19 protein-coding genes are annotated in these 24,104 nt (G+C 59.7%); 14 read left to right on the plus strand and 5 right to left on the minus strand.

Going from position 1 to position 24,104, the window contains the following annotated elements; genetic code table 11:
- Window positions 1-102 precede the first annotated feature (102 nt).
- From AC07OG_RS11995 to AC07OG_RS12025, 7 genes are all read left to right on the plus strand, one after another.
- The gene (locus tag AC07OG_RS11995) at window positions 103-627 is read left to right on the plus strand and encodes a DUF2059 domain-containing protein (protein ID WP_495067118.1); all 525 of its coding nucleotides are present in this window, start codon (window positions 103-105) and stop codon (window positions 625-627) included.
- Between the two features lie 12 nt (window positions 628-639).
- Window positions 640-939 (plus strand): BolA family protein, encoded by a 300-nt coding sequence (locus AC07OG_RS12000; protein ID WP_060540865.1) that lies wholly within the window; start codon window positions 640-642, stop codon window positions 937-939.
- A gap of 284 nt (window positions 940-1,223) precedes the next feature.
- Window positions 1,224-2,165: an oxygen-dependent tRNA uridine(34) hydroxylase TrhO gene (gene trhO / locus AC07OG_RS12005; RefSeq protein ID WP_218425267.1), complete on the plus strand. Its 942-nt coding sequence runs from the start codon at window positions 1,224-1,226 to the stop codon at window positions 2,163-2,165.
- A gap of 3 nt (window positions 2,166-2,168) precedes the next feature.
- Complete coding sequence (locus tag AC07OG_RS12010; protein WP_495067119.1) at window positions 2,169-2,804, plus strand: DsbA family protein; 636 nt, start codon at window positions 2,169-2,171, stop codon at window positions 2,802-2,804.
- Entirely contained in the window at window positions 2,797-4,614 is a 1,818-nt protein-coding gene (locus AC07OG_RS12015; RefSeq protein WP_060540868.1) for an ABC transporter ATP-binding protein, read from the plus strand. The genes AC07OG_RS12010 and AC07OG_RS12015 overlap by 8 nt, the downstream gene beginning before the upstream one ends.
- A 184-nt stretch (window positions 4,615-4,798) precedes the next feature.
- Window positions 4,799-7,258, plus strand: a complete 2,460-nt coding sequence (locus AC07OG_RS12020; RefSeq protein WP_495067120.1) for an EAL domain-containing protein — start codon at window positions 4,799-4,801, stop codon at window positions 7,256-7,258.
- Window positions 7,259-7,336: 78 nt separating this feature from the next.
- Window positions 7,337-8,098 (plus strand): iron-containing redox enzyme family protein, encoded by a 762-nt coding sequence (locus AC07OG_RS12025; RefSeq protein ID WP_256352754.1) that lies wholly within the window; start codon window positions 7,337-7,339, stop codon window positions 8,096-8,098.
- A gap of 173 nt (window positions 8,099-8,271) precedes the next feature.
- On the opposite strand, the gene AC07OG_RS12030 is transcribed toward AC07OG_RS12025, so the two are convergent.
- From AC07OG_RS12030 to AC07OG_RS12050, 5 genes are all read right to left on the minus strand, one after another.
- Window positions 8,272-9,198: a GGDEF domain-containing protein gene (locus tag AC07OG_RS12030; RefSeq protein ID WP_060540871.1), complete on the minus strand. Its 927-nt coding sequence runs from the start codon at window positions 9,196-9,198 to the stop codon at window positions 8,272-8,274.
- A gap of 354 nt (window positions 9,199-9,552) precedes the next feature.
- The gene (locus tag AC07OG_RS12035; RefSeq protein ID WP_060540872.1) at window positions 9,553-10,293 is read right to left on the minus strand and encodes a YciK family oxidoreductase; all 741 of its coding nucleotides are present in this window, start codon (window positions 10,291-10,293) and stop codon (window positions 9,553-9,555) included.
- A gap of 206 nt (window positions 10,294-10,499) precedes the next feature.
- Entirely contained in the window at window positions 10,500-11,171 is a 672-nt protein-coding gene (gene mupP, locus AC07OG_RS12040) for an N-acetylmuramic acid 6-phosphate phosphatase MupP (protein WP_495067121.1), read from the minus strand.
- 4 nt (window positions 11,172-11,175) lie between these two features.
- Window positions 11,176-11,874 carry a bifunctional 2-polyprenyl-6-hydroxyphenol methylase/3-demethylubiquinol 3-O-methyltransferase UbiG gene (ubiG, locus tag AC07OG_RS12045; RefSeq protein ID WP_008065228.1) on the minus strand — a complete coding sequence of 233 codons (699 nt, stop codon included), beginning with the start codon at window positions 11,872-11,874 and terminating at the stop codon, window positions 11,176-11,178.
- A 58-nt stretch (window positions 11,875-11,932) separates the two neighbouring features.
- Complete coding sequence (locus AC07OG_RS12050; protein WP_495067122.1) at window positions 11,933-13,267, minus strand: TRZ/ATZ family hydrolase; 1,335 nt, start codon at window positions 13,265-13,267, stop codon at window positions 11,933-11,935.
- A gap of 108 nt (window positions 13,268-13,375) precedes the next feature.
- Between AC07OG_RS12050 and mtnA the strand changes: the two genes are divergently transcribed.
- From mtnA to cmk, 7 genes are all read left to right on the plus strand, one after another.
- The gene (mtnA, locus tag AC07OG_RS12055) at window positions 13,376-14,452 is read left to right on the plus strand and encodes an S-methyl-5-thioribose-1-phosphate isomerase (RefSeq protein ID WP_495067123.1); all 1,077 of its coding nucleotides are present in this window, start codon (window positions 13,376-13,378) and stop codon (window positions 14,450-14,452) included.
- Between the two features lie 427 nt (window positions 14,453-14,879).
- The gene (gene gyrA, locus AC07OG_RS12060; RefSeq protein ID WP_218425273.1) at window positions 14,880-17,534 is read left to right on the plus strand and encodes a DNA gyrase subunit A; all 2,655 of its coding nucleotides are present in this window, start codon (window positions 14,880-14,882) and stop codon (window positions 17,532-17,534) included.
- A gap of 305 nt (window positions 17,535-17,839) precedes the next feature.
- On the plus strand, window positions 17,840-18,925 hold the full coding sequence (serC, locus tag AC07OG_RS12065; RefSeq protein ID WP_218425274.1) for a 3-phosphoserine/phosphohydroxythreonine transaminase: 1,086 nt from the start codon (window positions 17,840-17,842) through the stop codon (window positions 18,923-18,925).
- Entirely contained in the window at window positions 18,925-20,019 is a 1,095-nt protein-coding gene (pheA, locus tag AC07OG_RS12070) for a prephenate dehydratase (RefSeq protein WP_060540878.1), read from the plus strand. The genes serC and pheA overlap by 1 nt, the downstream gene beginning before the upstream one ends.
- Window positions 20,020-20,032: 13 nt before the next feature.
- The gene (gene hisC / locus AC07OG_RS12075; RefSeq protein ID WP_495067124.1) at window positions 20,033-21,145 is read left to right on the plus strand and encodes a histidinol-phosphate transaminase; all 1,113 of its coding nucleotides are present in this window, start codon (window positions 20,033-20,035) and stop codon (window positions 21,143-21,145) included.
- 28 nt (window positions 21,146-21,173) lie between these two features.
- Window positions 21,174-23,381: a bifunctional prephenate dehydrogenase/3-phosphoshikimate 1-carboxyvinyltransferase gene (locus AC07OG_RS12080; RefSeq protein ID WP_495067188.1), complete on the plus strand. Its 2,208-nt coding sequence runs from the start codon at window positions 21,174-21,176 to the stop codon at window positions 23,379-23,381.
- Window positions 23,378-24,067 (plus strand): (d)CMP kinase, encoded by a 690-nt coding sequence (gene cmk / locus AC07OG_RS12085; RefSeq protein WP_495067125.1) that lies wholly within the window; start codon window positions 23,378-23,380, stop codon window positions 24,065-24,067. Before AC07OG_RS12080 ends, cmk begins: the two co-directional genes overlap by 4 nt.
- Window positions 24,068-24,104 lie beyond the last annotated feature (37 nt).

Raw genomic sequence — 24,104 nt, forward strand, 5'->3', positions numbered from 1 at the left:
CTAATTCAGGCGCGACAAGGCTTGGGGTTGAGCGACACACTTTTTTAGGCGCAGAATGGACGCCCTTGGGGTTTTACCTCGCCTGCTAGAAAAGGAAACTCGATGACTCGTCTACGTGCCATCTGTACCGCGGTTGCACTGGTTTGCGCCAGCGGCCAGGTTTTTGCCGATACCGCCAGCCACAACGCCAGTGCCGAGGCTTTTCTGACCATGGCGCACGCTGACAAACTGGGCACTCCGGTGTACATGCAAGTTCAGCAGATGTTTGCTCAGCGTTTCGCACAGACCAAAGCCCCTGAATCGAAAAAAGCCGTACTGGAAACCTACCAGGCCAAGGCCAACGCCGCTCTGGACCAGGCCATTGGCTGGAACAAGCTGAAACCGGACATGGTCAAGCTCTACACCAGCAACTTCAGCGAATCCGAACTCAAGGATCTGGTTGCCTTCTACCAGTCGCCACTGGGCAAGAAAGTCCTGGAGAAAATGCCGCAACTGACCCAGCAATCGGCCCAGATGACCCAGGCCAAGCTGGAAAGCGCGGTGCCTGTGGTCAACAAGCTGCTGGCGGACATGACCACTGAGCTGACGCCAAAAGACGCAGCCGCGCCAGCCAAGAAAAAGCCTTAAGCGGAGTTCGGTATGACCATGCAACAACGCATCGAATCGACGCTGGGCCTGCTGCAGCCCGAGCATCTGCAAGTGCTGGATGAGAGCCACATGCACAGTCGTGGGCTTTCGTCCCACTTCAAGGCTGTGGTTGTCAGCGCGCAGTTCGAAGGCCTGAGCCGGGTCAAGCGCCACCAGAAAGTCTACGGCACGCTTGGCGAGCTGATGGACGAGTTCCATGCGTTGGCGCTGCATACCTACACGCCGGAGGAATGGGCACAGATCGATGCGGCTCCGGCGTCGCCGACCTGTGCCGGTGGCAGCAAGCATTGATGTCAAGGGCTGGAGGTCTGAGGGCTGAGGGCTGATGATTGCAGGGCTGTTGTGGTGAGGGGGCTTGCCCCCGTTCGGCTGCGCAGCAGTCGTAAATCCGGATATCTCGATTGGTCTGAACTGATGGTGGGGGGCCGCTCCGCGGCCCAACGGGGGCAAGCCCCCTCGCCACAGTCCAAATGCCTCAGTATTTTTGTTAGACTAAGCAGCGCGCCGCTAACCCGGCGCGTTTTTTTTCATATCCGGTTCACCCTTTGCGAGGGTAGCCACCTGGAGATTTACCCATGACACAACAGATTGTCGTGGCGGCACTGTATAAGTTCGTCACCCTGCAAGATTACGTCGCCCTGCGCGAGCCGCTGCTGCAAGCTATGGTCGACAACGGCATCAAGGGCACCCTGCTGATTGCCGAAGAAGGCATCAACGGCACGGTGTCGGGCAGCCGCGAAGGTATCGACGGGCTCATGGCCTGGCTCAAGAACGACCCGCGCATGGACGACATCGATCACAAAGAATCGTATTGCGACGAGCAGCCGTTCTATCGCACCAAGGTCAAGCTCAAGAAAGAGATCGTCACCCTCGGCGTCGAAGGCGTGGACCCGAACAAAAAGGTCGGCACCTACGTCGATCCGCAGGACTGGAATGCGCTGATCAGCGACCCTGAAGTTCTGTTGATCGATACCCGTAACGATTACGAAGTCTCGATTGGTACCTTCGAAGGCGCCATCGACCCGAAAACCACCAGTTTTCGCGAGTTTCCCGACTACATCAAAGCCAACTTCGACCCGGCCGTACACAAGAAGGTCGCGATGTTCTGCACCGGTGGTATCCGCTGCGAGAAGGCGTCGAGCTTTATGCTCAGCGAGGGCTTCGATGAGGTCTACCACCTCAAGGGCGGCATTCTGAAGTACCTCGAAGAGGTACCGCAGGAACAGACCAAGTGGCAGGGCGACTGCTTCGTGTTCGATAACCGCGTGACCGTGCGCCACGACTTGAGCGAAGGTGACTACGATCAGTGCCATGCCTGCCGTACACCGGTCAGCGTGGAAGACCGTGCGTCCGAGCATTACGTGGCCGGCATCAGTTGCCCGCATTGCTGGGATAAGCTGAGTGAAAAGACCCGTCGCAGTGCCATCGACCGGCAAAAGCAGATCGAACTGGCCAAGGCTCGTAACCAGCCTCACCCGATCGGCTACAACTACAAGCAAGCAACCTCCGAGGCCTGAACCATGTCCGCGCGCCTGCTCTATGTGATGGACCCTATGTGTTCCTGGTGCTGGGGCTTTGCCCCGGTAGCCAACGCACTGGTGGAGCAGGCGCAAGCTGCTGGCGTTGACGTCCACCTGATCGTGGGCGGGCTGCGTACCGGCAACGGCGCAGCGCTGGAGCCAGGCACCCGGCGTTATATCCTTGAACATTGGCAGGCGGTCACCGAAGCCACCGGCCAACCGTTCAAACTCGAAGGTGCGTTGCCTGACGGCTTTGTCTACGACACCGAACCTGCCTGCCGGGCGCTGGTGACGGCGCGCGGCCTGGCGCCGGATTGCGCGTGGACACTGTTGGGGCTGATTCAGCAGGCGTTTTATGCCGAAGGTCGCGACGTCACCCGTGCCAGTGTGCTGGTGGAGTTGGCCGAGCAGGCCGGCGTACCACGGATCGAATTTGCTGCAGCCTTCGATCGTGCCGATATGCACGCTGCAACCAATGCGGATTTCAGCTGGGTGCAGGACTTGGGCATAGCCGGTTTCCCGACCCTGCTGGCTGAGCGTAACGGTCAGTTGGCATTGTTGACCAATGGCTATCAACCGCTCAGTGAGCTGTCCCCGCTGCTCGGCCGCTGGCTGGAGCGTGCTGCCTGTGCCTGATTTGCCCGACGATAGCCCTGCTGCAAAACGTGTCGACCGCCTGAGCTGGGCGGAAATCCGCCGCCTGGCCCTGCATCACAAGAAATCCCTGTGGATCGCCAACGGCGTGGCCGTGCTGGCAACCTTGTGCAGCGTACCGATTCCGTTGCTCCTGCCGTTGCTGGTAGACGAGGTGTTGCTGGGCCACGGTGACGCGGCGTTGAAGGTCATGAACCACGCCTTGCCCGACGCCTGGCAGAAAGCGGCGGGTTACATCGGCCTGATGCTGCTGGTGACCTTGATCCTGCGTTGCAGCGCCCTGCTGTTCAACGTGGTGCAGGCGAAATTGTTCGCGGGGCTGGCCAAGGACATCGTCTATCGTATCCGCATACGCCTGATCGAACGGCTCAAGCGTATCTCGCTGGGCGAATACGAAAGCCTGGGCAGCGGCACGGTCACGACCCATCTGGTCACCGATCTGGATACCCTGGACAAATTCATCGGCGAAACCCTCAGTCGTTTCCTCGTGGCCATGCTGACCCTGGTCGGTACCTCCGGCATCCTGATGTGGATGCACTGGAAACTGGCGCTGCTGATTCTGCTGTTCAACCCGCTGGTGATCTACGCCACGGTGCAGTTGGGCAAGCGCGTCAAACACCTTAAGAAGCTCGAGAACGACAGCACCTCGCGCTTCACGCAGGCCTTGACCGAAACCCTCGATGCGATTCAGGAAGTACGTGCCGGCAACCGCCAGGGGTTCTTCCTTGGTCGCCTGGGGCAGCGCGCCCGGGATGTGCGCGATTATGCGGTCAATTCGCAGTGGAAGACCGATGCGTCGAACCGGGCCAGCGGCTTGCTGTTCCAGTTCGGCATCGATATTTTTCGTGCTGCCGCCATGCTCACCGTATTGTTCTCCGACCTGTCCATCGGCCAGATGCTCGCCGTGTTCAGCTACCTGTGGTTCATGATCGGCCCGGTGGAACAATTGCTGAACCTGCAATACGCCTACTATGCCGCCGGCGGAGCGCTGTCACGGATCAATGAGCTGCTGTCCCGTGCCGACGAGCCCGAATACCCGGGCGGAGTCGACCCGTTTCACGGTCGCGAAACCGTCGGGATCGAGGTCCAGGGGTTGAGCTTCGGCTACGGTGAGGAACTGGTCCTGAACCAGATGAACCTGTCCATTGCCCCCGGTGAAAAGGTCGCGATCGTCGGCGCGAGTGGCGGCGGCAAGAGCACCCTGGTGCAGCTGCTGTTGGGTTTGTACACGCCATTGGCCGGAACCATTCGCTTCGGCGGTTCGACTCAACAAGAGATCGGCCTGGAAACCGTGCGGGAAAATGTCGCCGTGGTCCTGCAGCATCCGGCTCTGTTCAACGACACCATCCGCGCCAACCTGACCATGGGCCGCGAGCGCAGTGACGAAGCCTGCTGGCAGGCACTGGAAATCGCACAACTGCACATTACAGTCCGACAATTGCCCAATGGCCTGGACAGCATCGTCGGGCGCTCCGGCGTCCGTTTGTCCGGCGGTCAGCGGCAACGCCTGGCCATCGCGCGGATGGTGCTGGCCGAGCCTAAAGTGGTGATCCTCGACGAGGCCACCTCCGCGCTGGACGCCGCCACCGAGTACAACCTGCACCAGGCCCTGGCGCGTTTCCTGAGCAATCGCACCACGCTGATCATTGCCCATCGACTTTCTGCGGTAAAACAGGCGGACCGGGTACTGGTGTTCGATGGCGGTCAAATCGCCGAAGATGGCGACCACCAGCAGCTGATTGCCGATGGTGGCTTGTACGCAAAGCTGTATGGGCATTTGCAGCAGTTGTAGCGCAGCCGGCAGGGTTTATCGATCTCCGTTTGAATACAGCAAGCCGTTGCGCACCCGAAGTTCACCACCATGGCGAATCGTCCGGGCAAGAGCTGAAGCTTGCCGGGAATGGATTCGCCACCTAGTCTAGCGATAGCAATTATCGTCCGGATGGCGATTGAGCAGTGCTAAGACAAGGGACCTCATGAATCAAACGCGGACTCTCGGAACGCCACGGTTGTTGGGCATCGTCTGGCCATTCATTGCCGTTGTGCTATTTCAGGCCCTGCTGGGTGGGGTCAGCCTTTATGTGCTGTCGGCGGTCCGTGGCTACGTTGCTGGTGAAAGCCTGTGGTCCAAGGGACAGAAAGACGCCATCTATTACCTCAACCTCTACGCTGACAGTCGCGATGAGGCAATTTTCCGCAAATATCAGAACGCCATCGCGGTGCCCCAGAGTGGTCATGAGTTGCGCTTGGCGCTGGACCAGCAACCCCCGGACATCGAGGTTGCGCGACTGGCAATCCTCAAGGGTGGCAACCACCCGGACGACGTCTCCAGCGTGATCTGGCTTTACCTCAATTTTCGTCATTTCAGTTATCTGGAAAAAGCTATCGAGCGGTGGATGGTCGGTGATACCTATCTGGTCCGGCTCGAAGAAGTTGCACAGCAAATGCATCTCGGCATCAGCGCCGATCAGGCATCCGAGGCTGATATCCGGCGCTGGAAGGAGCAGATTTTCGTTATTAACGATGGCGTGACTCCAGCGGAGAAAGCCTTCAGTGACGCCCTGGGCGAAGGCTCGCGGATGATTCTGCGTCTGCTGCTGGTCACGAACCTGGCCACAGCGCTGGGCCTGATCGTATTGGCCTTGTTGCGCACCCGTAAACTGCTCAAGCAACGCCATGCTTTCGCCGATGCCCTGCAGTTGGAGAAAGACCGCGCACAAATCACTTTGCAGTCGATTGGCGATGGGGTGATCACCACGGATGTTTCAGGCGCTATCGCCTACATGAACCCGGCCGCCGAAGCGTTGACCCACTGGAAAGCCGAGCAAGCCACAGGGTTGCCGCTGGCGGCGCTGTTCAATCTGCTGGACGAAAATGCCCAGACGGATGGCTTTACCCTGATCGAACATATCTTGAGCGGTCAGTTGAGCGGTGGCAGTGACCATTCCCGGCTGATCCAGCGCCTGGACGGCAGCACGGTGGCGGTTACCCTGGTGGGGGCGCCGATCCTTAACGCGGGTAAAGTCAGCGGCACTGTGCTGGTGCTGCACGACATGACTCAGGAGCGGCAGTACATCGCCAATCTGTCCTGGCAGGCGACCCACGACGCCTTGACCGGGCTCGCCAACCGTCGCGAATTCGAGTACCGCCTGGAGCAGGCGCTGCACAACCTGACACGGCACGCCGGACGCCATTCGCTGATGTTCCTGGATCTGGATCAATTCAAGCTGGTCAACGATACCTGCGGTCACGCGGCGGGTGATGAGTTGCTGCGACATATCTGCGCGCTGTTGCAATCGGGTCTGCGTGAAGGCGATACCCTGGCCCGGTTGGGCGGCGACGAGTTTGGCATCCTCCTGGAAAACTGTGCGCCAGAGGCCGCGGAAAAGATTGCCGAGAGCCTGCGCCAGACTGTGCAGAACCTGCATTTCGTGTGGAAGGGGCGTCCATTCGTCACCACCGTCAGTGTCGGGCTGGTGCATGTTACGCAGATCCCGACAACGCTCGAAGCTTCACTGCGTGCTGCCGACATGGCCTGCTATATGGCCAAGGAAAAGGGGCGTAACCGCGTTCAGGTCTATTACCCGGAAGATTCGGAGTTGTCCCTGCGTTTTGGCGAAATGGCCTGGGTACAGCGCTTGCACATTGCGCTGGAAGAGGACCGGTTCTGCCTGTACGCCCAGGAAATCGCACCCTTGGGCCATACCGAACACGGCAGTGGACATATCGAAATCCTGCTGCGCCTGCATGATGAAGCCGGGCGCATGATCCTGCCCGACAGTTTCATTCCAGCGGCCGAGCGCTATGGTCTGATGAGTTCCCTTGACCGTTGGGTGGTAGAGAACGTGTTCAAGATCATTGCCCAGTGTCAGGCCGAGCAGAGCGCGGCGGCGCTGGCCATGTGTGCGATCAATCTGTCAGGCACGACCATTGGTGATGAGGCCTTTCTGGACTTCCTCCGTGAACGGTTTGTTACGTACTCGATTCCCCCTGAAATGATTTGTTTTGAAATTACTGAAACCAGTGCAATCTCAAATCTTGGCAGCGCTATCAGATTTATTAATGAACTCAAAAGCTTAGGCTGCCATTTTTCGCTCGACGACTTTTGTGCCGGAATGTCCTCGTTCGCGTACCTGAAACATTTGCCTGTAGACTTCCTGAAGATCGACGGGAGTTTCGTAAAGGATATGCTGGACGACCCGATTAACCGCGCCATGGTCGAAGTGATCAATCACATCGGTCATGTCATGGGTAAGCGTACGATTGCAGAGTTTGTCGAAACGCCTCAAATCGAGCAGGCATTGCTGGAAATCGGGGTGGATTATGCTCAAGGGTATGTCATTGAACGCCCGCATCGGTTTACCTGCGATAGCTTGCTAAGTCGTCCTGCCAGGCCCCAGCCTTTGTTGTTCAAGGCCCCTGGCACGTTCCGTTGAAGTCTCTTGTCGATCTGAACAATCACAATCAAAAGGAGCTCGACAGTGATCGACACATTCAACAGAACCGGACCCCTCATGGAAGCTGCAAGTTATCCCGCCTGGGCCCAGCGCCTGATACAGGATTGCAGCGAGAGCAAACGCCGGGTAGTCGAACACGAACTGTATCAGCGCATGCGAGACAACAAGCTCAGTGCGAGGACCATGCGCCAGTACCTGATCGGTGGCTGGCCGGTGGTAGAACAGTTCGCGTTGTACATGGCACAAAACCTGACCAAGACCCGCTTTGCCCGTCATCCCGGTGAGGACATGGCGCGGCGCTGGCTGATGCGCAACATTCGCGTCGAATTGAATCACGCCGATTACTGGGTGCACTGGAGTCGTGCCCACGGTGTCAGTCTGGAAGAACTGCAGGCGCAACAGGTGGCCCCGGAGCTTCACGCCCTGAGCCATTGGTGCTGGCATACCAGTTCGGCCGATTCGCTGATCGTTGCCATTGCCGCCACCAACTATGCCATCGAAGGAGCCACCGGTGAGTGGTCGGCGGTGGTCTGTTCCAACGGCGTCTATGCGGCTTCCTTCCCTGAGGAAGATCGCAAGCGGGCGATGAAATGGCTGAAAATGCATGCCCAGTACGATGATGCCCATCCCTGGGAGGCGCTGGAAATCATCTGTACGTTAGCTGGCATGAACCCGAGCAAATCCCTGCAAGCGCAATTGCGTCAGGCCGTGTGCAAGAGCTACGACTACATGTACCTGTTTCTTGAGCGTTGCATGCAGTTGGAGCACTCGGAGCGAACGCCGCTCGCTCGTGAGCGCATGGCACTGGCCGAAGGCTGATTCAATGGCTGGTTGATGTAGGAGAAACTGTGGAGAGGGGGCATGTGTGGCGAGGGGGCTTGCCCCCGTCGGGCCGCGAAGCGGCCCCAAAACACTGTTCCTGGGGGCTACTGCGTAGTCCAACGGGGGCAAGCCCCCTCGCCACACATTGATTATTTGCTGGTACTAATCGATCACCCAGCCATCGCCAACCGGTTGCGCCCCTCGCGCTTTGCCACATACAGCGCGCTATCGGCTCTTCGCAGCAGGCTGTCGGCAGACTCACCGGGCTGCAGGGTCGAGCAGCCGAGGCTGACGGTCAGTTCGATCGAGTTGCCTTCGGCCAGATAATGCTCGGCCTCAATGGCAAACCGCAGGCGTTCGCCGACCATGGCCGCTGACTCCCGGGTGGTGTTGGACAGAAGAATCAGAAACTCCTCGCCGCCGTAGCGGAACACCATGTCCACGTTACGCAACTGGTGCTTGATCGAGGCAGCAACCGCCTTGAGCATGTCATCGCCAACGCCGTGGCCATAGCTGTCGTTGATTCTCTTGAAGTGATCGATATCGAGCATCAACAGTGACAGCGGTTGCAGGTGGCGCCGTGAAAGCTCGGTTTCCCGTAGCAGCGTCTGATCCATGGCGATGCGGTTGCCAATGTCCGTCAGTGGATCGCGCAAGGCACTTTGGGTGGCGGTACGGTAGAGCAAGGCATTGCGCATCGGATACAGCAACGCCGCCAGCAACGACTCAAGGTTTCCCTGTTCCTGCTCATCGAAACGCCGATTGCGACGAAAGACCAGCTCGCCCAGATGCTCGCCCTCATGACTCAAGCTGTAGCTGACCGAGTGGTGGCCGCGCTCGCCGAACTCCAGGCGCAGGTCGCAGCTATTGTGCTGATAGCTCAGAGCGTCGAGGGGCACCATTCGCTGAATTTCCCGATAGAAAATTCCGAGAATGCGTTGCGGCTCGAGACTGGTTTGCAGTTGCATGCTCAATTGTTGACGCAACTGCGCAAGGCTGAGGGGCCTTTCCAGAAGGGGAGATTGCTGACCAAAGCCCAGGCGTTGCAATTTGGCGCTATCGAAGTCAATTGCATTGGTCTGGGAAGGTGTTTTCATAAGGCGTGCGCCCCTAAGCGGTAAGACAGTCTTACAAGCTGGGTGAGAGCGGCTATGGGCTGCGCGTCGTACTGGTCCATCAGTCCCGTAGGACATTTCGTACAAGTTTAATCTGCTTTGTCGAACATGAGTAACTATCGACGTAAACGACGCCCACCTGCTTTCACGTTGCATGTTGAGCAATTTTAGAGCGAAAGGCGTGTCATTCAGTTCAGTTTAATAAAAGTCTTTATTAATCAATCTATTAAAGAGTCATTAACTTTGACGATTGGGCTGGCAGGGGGAGTACTTGATTGAACTTGCGTTGAGTGTTGCGAGGGCAGGCCGGCGCAACACTCAACGCAATACGCATATCTACTGTGCGTTGAAAGCCTGGCCGTTGATGCCTGTGCTGTCTGGTCCCATCAGGTACAGGTACACGGGCATGATCTCTTCGGGCGTCGGGTTGTTCAGCGGGTTTTCCCCTGGGTAAGCCTGGGCACGCATGCTGGTGCGGGTGGCTCCCGGGTTGATGCTGTTGGAACGCACTGGCGCCACGGTATCGACTTCGTCAGCCAGGGTCTGCATCAGACCTTCAGTGGCGAATTTGGAGACGCCATAAGCGCCCCAGTACGCACGCCCCTTGCGACCGACGCTGCTGGAAGTGAACACCACCGAAGCATCCTGAGACAGCTTCAACAACGGCAGCAGGGTGCTGGTGAGCATGAACATGGCGTTGACGTTGACTTGCATGACTCGCATGAAGTTTTCGCCGGAGAGCTGTTCGATCGGCGTGCGCGGGCCGATGATCGATGCGTTGTGCAGCAAGCCGTCGAGATGTCCGAATTCACTTTCGATCATCGCTGCCAGCTCATCGTATTGATGGGGCAGGGCGGTTTCGAGGTTAAACGGAATGACCGCCGGTTGTGGATGGCCGGCGGCTTCGATTTCGTCGTAGATCTGGGTCAGGTTGGCTTCGGTCTTGCCCAGCAACAGCACTGTAGCGCCGTGGGCTGCATAGGTTTTCGCAGCGGCCGCGCCAATGCCGCGACCAGCGCCCGTGACCAGGATGACCCGGTCCTTGAGCAATTCGGGGTGAGCGGAGTAATCAAACATAAAAAACCTCACAACAATTCAGTAGGCAGGCAACGCGCTCATGGCGAGGAAGTTCCTGTGGCAAGGGGGCTTGCGGCGAGGGGGCTTGCTGTGGCGAGGGGGCTTGCCCCCGTTGGGCTGCGAAGCGGCCCCAAAAAACTGGGACTAATGCGTAGTCCAGCGGGGGGCAAGCCCCCTCGCCACAAAGCACTCTGCAGTCAGTCCGCTCAGCAACCACAAAGCGCGCTATCAAGCACCTTGCGCAACTCCAGCGGATGATCCACCACCACATCCGCTCCCCAATGCCGCGGGTTATCGTCCGGGTGTATATAGCCGAAGGTCACGGCGGCGGTCCTGGTACCCGCATCACGCCCCGACTCGATATCGCGCAGGTCATCGCCGACGAACAGCACGCTGGCCGGGTCCAGGTCGAGCATCTTGCAGGCCAGGATCAGCGGCTCCGGATCCGGTTTGCTGTTCTTCACATGATCCGGGCAGATCAGCAGCGCCGAACGCTCGGCCAGCCCCAACTGCTGCATGATTGGTTCGGCGAAACGCAGCGGCTTGTTGGTGACCACGCCCCAGATCAGATTGGCCTTCTCGATGTCGGCGAGCAATTCACCCATGCCGTCGAACAACTTGCTGTGGACGGCACAACCGACGAGGTAGCGCTCCAGAAACTCCAGGCGCAGTTCCTCGAACCCCGGCGATTCCGGGTCCATGGAGAAGGTCGCCGCGACCATCGCCCTGGCGCCGCCCGAAATCTCGTCGCGGATGTGCTTGTCGTTCATCGGCGGCAAGCCGCGGTCGGCACGCATCGCCTGACAGATCGCAATGAAGTCCGGCGCGGTGTCGAGCAGGGTGCCGTCCATGTCGAAAAGAACTGCTCTGATTCGCATCGGCTTACTCCTCGCGCAGGGTCTGGATCATGTAATTGACGTCCACGTCGGATGCCAGTTTGTAGTGCTTGGTCAGCGGGTTGTAAGTCAGGCCGATGATGTCCTTGACGGTCAGGCCGGCCATGCGACTCCAGGCGCCGAGCTCGGAAGGACGAATGAATTTCTTGAAGTCGTGGGTGCCGCGTGGCAGCAGCTTCATGATGTATTCGGCGCCGACAATGGCGAACAGATACGCTTTCGGGTTGCGGTTGATGGTGGAGAAGAACACCTGGCCGCCGGGCTTGACCATGCGGAAGCAGGCACGAATGACCGAGGACGGGTCCGGTACGTGCTCGAGCATTTCCAGGCAGGTGACCACGTCGAACTGCTCGGGCATTTCTTCGGCCAGGGCTTCGGCGGTGATCTGCCTGTACTCGACGTTGACGCCCGACTCCAGCTGATGCAGTTGCGCGACCGCCAGGGGTGCTTCGCCCATGTCGATGCCGGTTACCGTTGCGCCGCGCTGGGCCATGGCTTCGCTGAGAATGCCGCCACCGCAACCGACGTCGAGAACTTTCTTGCCGGCCAGGTTGACCCGCTCGTCAATCCAGTTCACCCGCAGCGGGTTGATGTCGTGCAGTGGTTTGAATTCGCTTTCACGGTCCCACCAGCGATGAGCCAGGGCCTCGAATTTGGCGATTTCGGCGTAGTCGACGTTGCTCATGGTTTAAATCCTCGAAAAACTTGAAAAATCCTGTTGCCCCGATGTTGAGGTCGAGTGCTTACGATTCGGTACGACCGCTGATGCGCTGGCCCCAGCTCTTGGCGGTGGCGCAGAGCTGTTCTTCATCAAGCCGCGTCAGGCGACGGTCGTCGAGCAATTGCTTGCCAGCGACCCAAAGGTGTTTCACGCAGTCCCGGCCAGAGGCATATATAAGCTGCGAAACCGGGTCATAGACTGGTTGCTGGGCCAGGCCGGAAAGGTCGAATGCCACCATGTCGGCAGCTTTACCGATCTCCAGCGAGCCGACCTCGGCTTCCATGCCCAGTGCGCGGGCGCCGTTGAGGGTGGCCATGCGCAAGGCGCGGTGGGCATCCAGCGCAGTGGCGGAGCCGGCGACAGCTTTGGCCAGCAAGGCGGCGGTGCGGGTTTCGCCGAGCAGGTCCAGATCGTTGTTGCTGGCCGCGCCGTCGGTGCCGACAGCCACGTTTACCCCGGCTTGCCACAAACGTTCGACCGGGCAGAAACCACTGGCCAGCTTCAGGTTCGACTCCGGGCAATGAATCACATTGGTGTTGCTTTCGACCAGAAGCGTCAGGTCTTCCGCGCTGATCTGGGTCATGTGAACCGCCTGAAAGCGCGGCCCCAGCAAACCGAGGCGGGCAAGTCGGGCCAATGGGCGCTCGCCGCGCTGTTCGACTGACTGTTGCACCTCAAAGGCGGTTTCATGCACGTGCATGTGGATCGACGCATCCAGTTCCTCGGCAATTACCCGGATTTTTTCCAGGTTTTCATCCCCTACGGTGTACGGTGCGTGAGGCCCGAAAGTCACTTTGATGCGTTCGTGGTGCTTGAGATCGCCGAACAGCTCGACGCCCTGACGAATGGCATCGTCCGGCGTGCTGGCTCCCGGTATCGGGAAATCGAGGATCGGAATGGCGATTTGCGCGCGGATGCCGCTGTTATGCACGCGTTCGCTGGCAACTTTCGGGAAAAAGTACATGTCAGAGAAGCAGGTGATGCCACCTTTTATCTGTTCGGCGATGGCCAGGTCCGTGCCATCACGCACAAATGCCTCGTCGACCCATTTGGCTTCCGCCGGCCAGATGTGGTTCTCCAGCCAGGTCATCAGCGGCAGGTCATCGGCCAGGCCACGGAACAGCGTCATCGCTGCATGCCCGTGGGCATTGATCAGGCCGGGGCTGAGCAACATATCGGGAAGTTCGCGGATTTCGGTTGCATTGAGCTTCAGTGCAGCGGAACGTGGTCCGATAAACACAACGCGCCCATCACGGATGCCTACGCCATGTTCCTTGAGGACGACACCAGCGGGTTCGACGGGTACCAGCCAGGTCGGCAGCAATAACAAGTCGAGCGCAGCGGCAGTGTTCGGCATCGAGGGTTGGTTCCAGTGCTTTTGTAAAGGATGGCGAAGTATACCCGAGCGTCTTCGCGGGGGGATCGCTATAATCGGCGGCTTTTGTTACTGAGTACGGGGTGAGGGATGCGCGATCGACTGTTGGCTGCAGAGAAAGTGAAGGCCATCGATTGGCGTGACGGCGCTCTTTATCTGCTGGATCAGCGTATTTTACCTTTCGAGGAAACCTGGATTGCCTACACCGACGCAGCCGGTGTGGCCGAGGCCATTCGCTCGATGGTGGTGCGCGGTGCGCCGGCCATTGGCATCAGTGCCGCGTATGCCATGGTGCTGTCGGCTCGCGCGCGGATTGCCGAGGGCGGTGACTGGCAGGCTGCGTGGGAAGAGGATTACGCATTGCTGGCCGACTCCCGTCCAACGGCTGTGAACCTGTTCTGGGCCTTGAGCCGCATGCGCGACCGCCTGGATCGCCTGAAGGAGGATGCAGATCCGCTGGCGGCGCTGGAGGCGGAGGCCATTGCCATTCACGAAAGTGATCGCGAAGCCAACCTGACCATGGCGCAGTTGGGCGTGGACTTGATCCGCAAGCATCAGGGCAATGCCCAGGCATTCCTGACCCATTGCAATACCGGTGCGCTGGCCACCGGTGGTTTCGGCACGGCACTCGGGGTGATTCGCGGTGCGTTCATCGAGGGCATGGTCGAGCGCGTTTATGCCGACGAAACCCGTCCCTGGCTGCAAGGTTCGCGATTGACGGCATGGGAATTGGCCAACGAAGGCATTCCCGTGACCCTCAATGCCGACTCCGCCGCAGCGCACATCATGAAGACCAAGGGCATCACCTGGGTTATCGTCGGCGCTGACCGGATAACCGCCAATGGTGATGTGGCCAACAAGATCGGCACCTATCAGCTGGCCGTCAATGCCATGCACCATGGTGTGCGTTTCATGGTGGTGGCACCAAGTTCGACCATCGACATGAACCTGGCCAGCGGTGACGACATTCCGATCGAAGAGCGAGACGGGCGCGAGCTGCTGGAAGTCGGCGGCAAGCGTGTGGGTGCTGATGTCGATGCGTTCAATCCGGTATTTGACGTGACTCCGGCGGACTTGATCGATGCCATCGTCACGGAGAAAGGCATAGTCGAGCGTCCGGATACGGCGAAGATGGCGCAGTTGATGTGCCGCAAGCGTCTGCATTGATTGGCCGTGGCGTTCGAAAGGACGCCATCGCCAGCAGGCTGGCTCCCACAGGGTTTGTGGTCACCGCGGATCAAATGTGGGAGCCAGGCTGCTGGCTATCAGGGGCTGAAAGTCAATAAACATCCGTAATTCTGCTCCGAATTCGGCATTCGCAGCAGCTCTAAGCCCCTCTGATCCCCGTCAAGCCTGTCACCGGTCAACTTACTATGCTCCATGCGCATCTGGGGGATAGGTGCGTGGCGGCTCTTGTGATAACATCCGGCGGTTTCCAGGGTTGTCCTATGGGGCAACCTTTACTGCGCAGATCCTTGGCATAACTCGTTGATTTGTCGTAAGTCGGTGCATGGCACTCAGCCTGCATCGGCGAGCTTCGTTCGTCCCATATGGATGTGACGAAGTTTCACCAGAAAAAGGAATCAGGCTTCTCATGGGCGAACTGGCCAAAGAAATCCTCCCGGTCAATATCGAAGACGAGCTGAAGCAGTCCTATCTCGACTACGCGATGAGCGTAATCGTCGGGCGGGCACTGCCGGATGCGCGCGATGGCTTGAAGCCCGTGCACCGGCGCGTGCTGTTCGCGATGAGCGAGCTGGGCAACGACTTCAACAAGCCGTACAAGAAATCTGCCCGTGTTGTCGGCGACGTGATCGGTAAGTATCACCCGCACGGTGATACCGCGGTGTACGACACCATCGTTCGGATGGCGCAGCCATTTTCCCTGCGCTACCTGCTGGTAGACGGTCAGGGCAACTTCGGTTCCGTGGACGGCGACAACGCCGCAGCCATGCGATACACCGAAGTGCGCATGACCAAGCTGGCGCACGAACTTCTGGCCGACCTGCATAAAGAAACCGTGGACTGGGTGCCGAACTACGACGGCACCGAAATGATCCCGGCGGTCATGCCGACCCGTATTCCCAACCTGCTGGTCAACGGCTCCAGCGGTATCGCCGTGGGCATGGCGACCAACATCCCGCCACATAACCTCGGTGAAGTCATCGATGGTTGCCTGGCACTCATCGACAACCCTGAGCTGACTGTCGACGAGCTGATGCAATACATTCCCGGTCCGGACTTCCCGACCGCTGCGATCATCAACGGTCGCGCCGGCATCATCGAAGCCTACCGCACCGGTCGCGGACGCATTTACATGCGCGCCCGCTCGATGATCGAAGACATCGACAAGGTCGGTGGTCGCCAGCAGATCGTCATCACCGAGCTCCCTTACCAGCTCAACAAGGCGCGTCTGATCGAAAAGATCGCCGAGCTGGTGAAAGAGAAGAAACTCGAAGGCATCACCGAATTGCGTGACGAGTCCGACAAGGACGGTATGCGCGTCGTGATCGAGCTGCGTCGCGGCGAAGTGCCTGAGGTCATCCTCAACAACCTCTACGCCCAGACCCAGCTGCAAGCGGTATTCGGTATCAACATCGTTGCGCTGATCGATGGCCGTCCACGCATCCTGAACCTCAAGGACCTGCTGGAAGCCTTCGTGCGTCACCGTCGCGAAGTGGTTACCCGTCGAACCGTGTTCGAACTGCGCAAGGCGCGCGAGCGTGGTCACATTCTTGAAGGTCAAGCAGTAGCCCTGTCGAACATCGACCCGGTCATCGCCCTGATCAAGGCATCGCCAACCCCGTCGGAAGCCAAGGAAGCGCTGGTCAGCACCCCTTGGGAATCCTCGGCCGTGGTAGCGATGGTGGAGCGTGCCGGTGCCGATTCGTGCCGTCCGGAAAACCTCGATCCGCAGTACGGCCTGCGCGAAGGCAAGTACTTCCTGTCGCCGGAGCAGGCGCAAGCCATTCTGGAATTGCGTCTGCACCGCCTGACCGGCCTGGAACACGAAAAGCTGCTGGCCGAGTATCAAGAGATCCTCAACCAGATCGGCGAGCTGATTCGCATCCTCAACAGTGCCACGCGCCTGATGGAAGTGATCCGCGAAGAGCTGGAAGTGATCCGCGCCGAATACGGCGACGTGCGCCGCACCGAAATCCTTGATGCCCGTCTCGACCTGACCCTGGGTGACATGATCCCGGAAGAAGAGCGCGTCGTGACCATTTCCCACGGTGGCTACGCCAAGACCCAGCCATTGGCTGCTTACCAGGCCCAGCGTCGTGGCGGTAAAGGCAAGTCGGCGACCGGCGTCAAGGACGAGGACTACATCGCTCACCTGCTGGTAGCCAACAGCCACACCACGCTGCTGCTGTTCTCCAGCAAGGGCAAGGTGTACTGGCTCAAAACCTATGAAATCCCTGAAGCGTCCCGCGCTGCCCGTGGTCGTCCGCTGGTCAACCTGCTGCCGCTGGATGACGGTGAATACATCACCACCATGCTGCCGGTTGAGGAATACACCGAAGGTCATTTCATCTTCATGGCCACCGCCAACGGCACCGTCAAGAAGACCCCGCTGGAATCCTTCAGTCGTCAACGCAGCGTCGGTCTGATCGCGCTGGAGCTGGACGAAGGCGACGTGCTGATTTCTGCTGCCATCACCGATGGCGAGCGTGAAGTCATGCTGTTCTCCGACGGCGGCAAGGTAACGCGCTTCAAGGAATCCGACGTCCGTGCCATGGGCCGTACCGCCCGCGGTGTTCGCGGCATGCGTCTGCCGGAAGGGCAGAAGCTGATTTCGATGCTGATTCCGGAAGAAGGCAGCCAGATCCTCACGGCTTCGGCCCGTGGTTACGGCAAGCGTACGGCGATCACCGAGTTCCCTGAGTACAAGCGTGGCGGCCAGGGCGTTATCGCCATGGTCAGCAACGAGCGTAACGGCCGTCTGGTCGGCGCTGTCCAGGTGCTCGATGGCGAGGAGATCATGCTGATTTCCGACCAGGGCACCCTGGTGCGTACCCGTGTCGACGAAGTGTCGAGTCTGGGTCGTAATACCCAGGGCGTGACCCTGATCAAACTGGCCAACGACGAGACGCTGGTCGGTCTGGAGCGGGTTCAGGAGCCGTCGGAAGTCGAGGGTGAAGAGCTTGAGGGTGAAGAGGGTGCAGTGTTCGACGGTGAGGTCGTGATCGACGATGTTGCCCAGGACCAGCAACTCGACGCCGCTGCTGACGAAGAACCGCAGGAATAAGCAGGAAAGCAGGGGGCGGATGAAAATTCGCCCCCTTGTTGTTTGTCCGGTATGAAATGTCGACGCCTATGATCCCTTGTGGGTGCCGGGCTTTTGTGGCGAGGGGGTTTGCCCCCGTTCGATTGCGCAGCAATCGTAAGCCGATCACTGTCGTCTCATGCGAGGCTGCGGTGACTGGTTTCCAGGGGCGCTTCGCACCCCAACGGGGGCAAGCCCCCTCGCCACAGGCAAGTCCGCTCCCGCATTCGATTCGTGTCGGCTGATGATGTAATGCGTGATACCACCAAATCAGAGCGAGATTGGATGTGAGCAAGAGAGCCTATAACTTCTGTGCCGGTCCTGCGGCGCTTCCTGAAGCTGTCCTGCAGCGCGCCCAGGGTGAACTTCTCGACTGGCACGGCAAGGGCCTGTCGGTCATGGAAATGAGCCATCGAAGTGATGAGTTCGTGTCCATCGCCACCAAGGCCGAGCAGGACCTGCGTGATCTGCTGAATATCCCGTCGAACTATAAAGTGCTGTTCCTGCAAGGCGGCGCTAGCCAGCAATTCGCTCAGATCCCGCTGAACCTGTTGCCGGAAAGCGGTACTGCCGACTATATCGACACCGGTATCTGGTCGCAGAAAGCCATTGAAGAAGCTTCGCGCTATGGTCACGTCAACGTTGCCGCCACCGCCAAGCCGTATGATTATTTCGCCATTCCTGGTCAGAACGAGTGGCAGTTGTCCAAAGACGCGGCCTACGTGCACTACGCGCCGAACGAAACCATCGGCGGCCTGGAATTCCAGTGGATCCCGGAAACAGGTGATGTGCCGCTGGTGGCCGACATGTCTTCTGACATCCTCTCGCGTCCGGTGGATGTTTCGCGCTTTGGCATGATCTACGCCGGCGCGCAGAAGAACATCGGTCCGAGCGGCATTGTGGTTAACATCGTCCGCGAAGACCTGCTGGGTAATGCTCGCTCCCTGTGCCCGACCATGCTCGACTACAAGGTCGCGGCCGACAACGGCTCGATGTACAACACCCCGCCGACTCTCGCCTGGTACTTGTCCGGCCTGGTGTTCGAATGGCTCAAGGAGCAGGGCGGCGTCGAGGCCATCGGCAAGCTCAATGAAGTGAAACAGCGCACGCTGTACGGCTTCATCGACGCCAGCGGCCTGTACAGCAATCCGATCAACAAGTCGGACCGCTCGTGGATGAACGTACCGTTTCGTCTGGCTGATGACCGTCTCGACAAGCCGTTCCTGGCTGGCGCCGACGAGCGTGGCTTGCTGAACCTCAAGGGTCACCGTTCCGTGGGTGGCATGCGCGCTTCCATCTATAACGCCGTCGACCTCAACGCGGTCAATGCGCTGGTGGGCTACATGGCAGAGTTCGAGAAGGAACATGGCTAATGTCTGAGCAAGAACTCAAGGCACTGCGCGTTCGCATTGATGCCCTGGACACCAAAGTCCTGGAGCTGATCAGTGAGCGTGCGCGTTGCGCCCAGGAAGTCGCGCGGGTAAAGATGGCCTCGCTGGCCGAAGGCGAAGTGCCGGTGTTCTATCGACCTGAGCGTGAAGCTCAGGTGCTCAAGCGAGTCATGGAGCGTAACCAGGGGCCCCTGGGCAACGAAGAGATGGCGCGGCTGTTCCGTGAAATCATGTCTTCTTGCCTGGCGCTGGAGCAGCCGCTGAAAGTGGCTTATCTCGGCCCTGAAGGCACCTTCACCCAGGCGGCGGCCATGAAGCACTTTGGCCACGCGGTGATCAGCAAGCCGATGGCGGCGATCGACGAAGTGTTCCGTGAAGTGGCGGCCGGGGCGGTGAACTTTGGCGTGGTCCCGGTGGAAAACTCCACCGAGGGCGCGGTCAACCACACCCTCGACAGTTTCCTTGAGCACGATATGGTGATCTGCGGAGAAGTCGAGTTGCGCATTCACCATCATCTGCTGGTGGGTGAAAACACCAAGACCGACAGCATCAGTCGTATCTACTCCCATGCCCAGTCCCTGGCCCAGTGCCGCAAGTGGCTGGACGCGCATTACCCGAATGTCGAGCGCGTGGCGGTATCAAGCAACGCTGAAGCGGCCAAGCGGGTCAAGGGCGAGTGGAACTCGGCAGCGATCGCTGGCGATATGGCGGCCAGCCTGTATGGGCTGACGCGATTGGCCGAAAAAATCGAGGATCGTCCGGATAACTCCACGCGTTTCCTGATGATCGGCAATCAGGAAGTACCGCCGACCGGCGACGACAAGACGTCGATCATCGTCTCGATGAGCAACAAGCCGGGCGCGCTTCACGAGTTGCTGGTGCCGTTCCACGACAATGGCATCGACCTGACGCGGATCGAAACCCGTCCTTCGCGCAGTGGTAAATGGACCTACGTGTTCTTCATCGACTTCGTCGGTCACCACCGCGATCCGTTGATCAAGGGTGTGCTGGAAAAAATCAGTCAGGAAGCAGTGGCACTCAAGGTGCTGGGTTCCTACCCGAAAGCAGTTCTCTAAGGGGCGGTAGCAAATGAGTGGCAACTTCCTCGCTCTGGCACAGCCGGGCGTGCAACAACTTTCGCCTTACGTTCCGGGCAAGCCCGTGGACGAACTGGCCCGTGAGCTGGATCTCGATCCAGCCAGCATCGTCAAGCTGGCGAGCAACGAAAACCCGCTGGGTGCCAGCCCCAAGGCGCTGGCGGCGATCCGTGACGCGTTGGCCGAGCTGACCCGCTATCCGGACGGCAACGGTTTCGCGCTCAAGTCCCTGTTGGCCGAGCAGTGCAGTGTCGAGCTGAACCAGGTGACCCTGGGCAACGGCTCCAACGACATTCTGGAACTGGTCGCGCGCGCGTACCTGGCGCCGGGTCTGAATGCGGTCTTCAGCGAGCATGCGTTTGCGGTGTATCCGATCGCCACTCAGGCGGTCGGCGCTCAAGCCAAGGTCGTTCCGGCCAAGGAATGGGGGCATGACCTGCCGGCGATGCTCGCCGCCATCGATGCCAACACCCGCGTAGTGTTCATCGCCAACCCTAATAACCCGACCGGGACCTGGTTCGATACCGAAGCACTGGACGAATTTCTGCAGGACGTGCCGGAGCACGTGTTGGTAGTGCTGGACGAGGCCTACATCGAGTACGCCGAAGGCAGCGATCTGCCGGACGGCCTGGACTTCCTCGCGGCCTATCCGAACCTGCTGGTTTCGCGCACCTTTTCCAAGGCCTATGGCCTGGCGGCGCTGCGTGTCGGCTATGGTCTTTCCACCGCGGTCGTGGCGGATGTGCTGAACCGCGTGCGTCAGCCGTTCAACGTCAACAGCCTGGCGTTGGCTGCGGCTTGTGCGGCGCTGAAGGATCAAGAGTATCTGGCGCAAAGCCGCCAGTTGAACGAGTCCGGCATGCAGCAACTGGAAGCCGGTTTTCGTGAGCTGGGGTTGAGCTGGATCCCGTCCAAAGGCAACTTCATTTGCGTCGATCTCGGTCAGGTCGCGGCGCCGGTGTTCCAGGGCTTGCTGCGCGAAGGCGTGATTGTGCGTCCGGTGGCCAACTACGGCATGCCGAACCACCTGCGCGTCACCATTGGCCTGCCGGCAGAGAACAGCCGCTTCCTGGAAGCGCTGAGCAAGGTTCTGGCTCGTGGTTGATGTTACTGCGCTGCAATCTGCTGAACCTGTGATCGATCGCCTGGTGGTGGTCGGTCTCGGGTTGATCGGCGGTTCGTTTGCCAAGGGTTTGCGCGAAAGCGGTCTGTGCCGTGAAGTGGTCGGGGTCGATCTCGACCCGCAATCGCGCAAGCTTGCGGTCGAGTTGGGGGTGGTGGATCGCTGTGAAGAGGATCTGGCTGCTGCATGCCAGGGCGCTGACGTGATTCAACTGGCCGTGCCGATCCTGGCCATGGAAAAGCTCCTTGGTCGCTTGGCCGCCATGGATTTGGGGCAGGCGATTCTGACCGACGTTGGTAGTGCCAAGGGCAATGTGGTGCGCGCCGCTGCCGAAGCGTTCGGTGGCATGCCGCCGCGTTTCGTGCCGGGGCATCCGATTGCCGGGTCCGAGCAGAGTGGGGTGGAGGCCTCGAATTCCGAGTTGTTCCGCCGCCATAAAGTTATCCTGACGCCGCTGGATCAGACCGAGCCTGCCGCCTTGAGCGTGGTCGACTGTTTGTGGCGTGAATTGGGCGCCGATGTCGAGCACATGCAGGTCGAGCGTCATGACGAAGTGTTGGCGGCGACCAGCCACCTGCCGCATCTGCTGGCGTTCGGACTGGTCGATTCGCTGGCCAAGCGCAATGAAAACCTTGAGATCTTCCGTTACGCTGCGGGCGGCTTCCGTGATTTCACAAGAATCGCCGGAAGCGACCCGGTGATGTGGCACGACATCTTTCTCGCCAACCGCGAAGCTGTCCTGCGCACACTCGATACATTTCGCAGCGACCTCGACGCCTTGCGCGACGCGGTCGATGCAGGGGATGGGCACCAATTGTTGGGCGTTTTCACTCGCGCCCGGGTTGCCCGCGAGCATTTCAGTAAAATCCTGGCCCGCAGGGCCTATGTGGACGCTATGAATTCCAACGATCTGATTTTCCTGGCTCAACCTGGTGGCCGCCTGTCCGGTCGGATTCGCGTACCAGGTGACAAATCGATTTCCCACCGCTCGATCATGCTCGGCTCCCTGGCCGAAGGCGTCACCGAGGTCGAAGGCTTCCTTGAGGGTGAAGATGCCCTGGCGACCCTCCAGGCGTTCCGCGACATGGGCGTGGTCATTGAAGGCCCGCACCATGGTCGCGTGACCATCCATGGCGTCGGCCTGCATGGCCTCAAGCCTGCGCCGGGCCCGATCTACCTGGGTAACTCCGGTACTTCCATGCGCCTGCTGTCCGGCTTGCTGGCTGCGCAGGACTTCGACAGCACCCTGACCGGTGACGCGTCGTTGTCCAAGCGCCCGATGAATCGCGTGGCCAACCCGCTGCGGGAAATGGGTGCGGTGATCGAGACCGCCGCTGAAGGCCGTCCGCCGATGATCATTCGCGGTGGCAACAAGCTCAAGGGCCTGACCTACACCATGCCGATGGCCAGCGCTCAGGTGAAGTCCTGCCTGCTGCTGGCGGGTCTGTATGCCGAGGGCAAGACTACCGTTACCGAGCCGGCTCCGACCCGTGACCATACCGAGCGCATGCTGCGCGGTTTCGGCTACCCGGTAAGCGTTGATGGCGCGACCGCTTCGGTCGAGTCCGGCAACAAGCTGACGGCGACCCACATTGAAGTGCCGGGCGATATCTCGTCTTCGGCGTTTTTCCTGGTGGCGGCATCGATTGCCGAAGGTTCGGAACTGGTGCTCGAGCACGTCGGCATCAACCCGACCCGTACCGGTGTCATCGACATTCTGCGTCTGATGGGCGCCGACATCACTCTGGAAAACCAGCGTGAAGTGGGTGGCGAGCCAGTAGCTGACCTGCGCGTACGTGCAGCTAAACTCAAGGGTATCGAGATTCCTGAAGAGCTGGTCCCACTGGCTATCGATGAGTTCCCGGTGCTGTTCGTCGCTGCCGCCTGTGCGCAAGGGCGTACCGTGCTGACCGGCGCCGAAGAGTTGCGGGTAAAAGAATCCGACCGCATTCAGGTCATGGCGGACGGCCTGCTGGCGTTGGGCGTCAAGTGCGAGCCGACCCCGGACGGCATCATCATCGACGGCGGCCAGATTGGCGGTGGCGAGGTGCACGGTCACGGCGACCACCGCATCGCCATGGCATTCAGCGTCGCTTCGCTGCGCGCAAGTGCACCGATTCGCATCCATGATTGCGCCAACGTCGCGACGTCGTTCCCCAACTTCCTGGCGCTGTGTGCCCAGGTTGGTATCCGTGTTGCCCAAGAGGCTGAGTCGTGAACAACATTGCACCGGTCATCACCATCGATGGGCCAAGCGGCTCGGGCAAGGGCACGGTAGCCGGGATACTGGCCAAGCGCCTGGGCTGGAACCTGCTGGATTCCGGTGCCTTGTACCGACTGCTGGCGTTCGCTGCGCATAACCATGGTGTCGACCTGACCAATGAAGAGCTGCTGAAGAAACTCGCCGCTCATCTGGATGTGCAATTCATTGCGGCGACCGACGGTCAGCTGCAGCGCATCATCCTGGAAGGCGATGAAGTCAGTGATGTCATCCGCACCGAAAGTGTCGGCTCCGGTGCTTCCCAGGTGGCTGCGCTACCGGCTGTGCGTGAGGCGCTGCTGCAACGCCAGCGCGCATTCCAGGAAGCGCCAGGCCTGGTAGCCGATGGTCGCGACATGGGCACCGTGGTTTTCCCTGGCGCACCGCTGAAGATTTTCCTGACGGCCAGTGCCGAGGAACGGGCCCGTCGTCGATATTTGCAGTTGAAGGGCAAGGTCGAGGGTGTTAGTCTGTCGAGTCTGCTAGATGAGATACGTGCGCGCGATGAGCGCGACACCCAGCGAGCGGTAGCCCCGCTCAAGCCGGCGGCTGACGCCATACAGCTGGATTCCACGGAATTATCCATCGATCAGGTGCTTGCACGCATCATGAGCGAGATCGCCATTCGCGATATCGTCGGGTGACCAAGAGGGTCGCGGGGGACCAGTCATAGTCCTGCGA

This window comes from Pseudomonas sp. GW821-FHT09H03, from assembly GCF_059415945.1.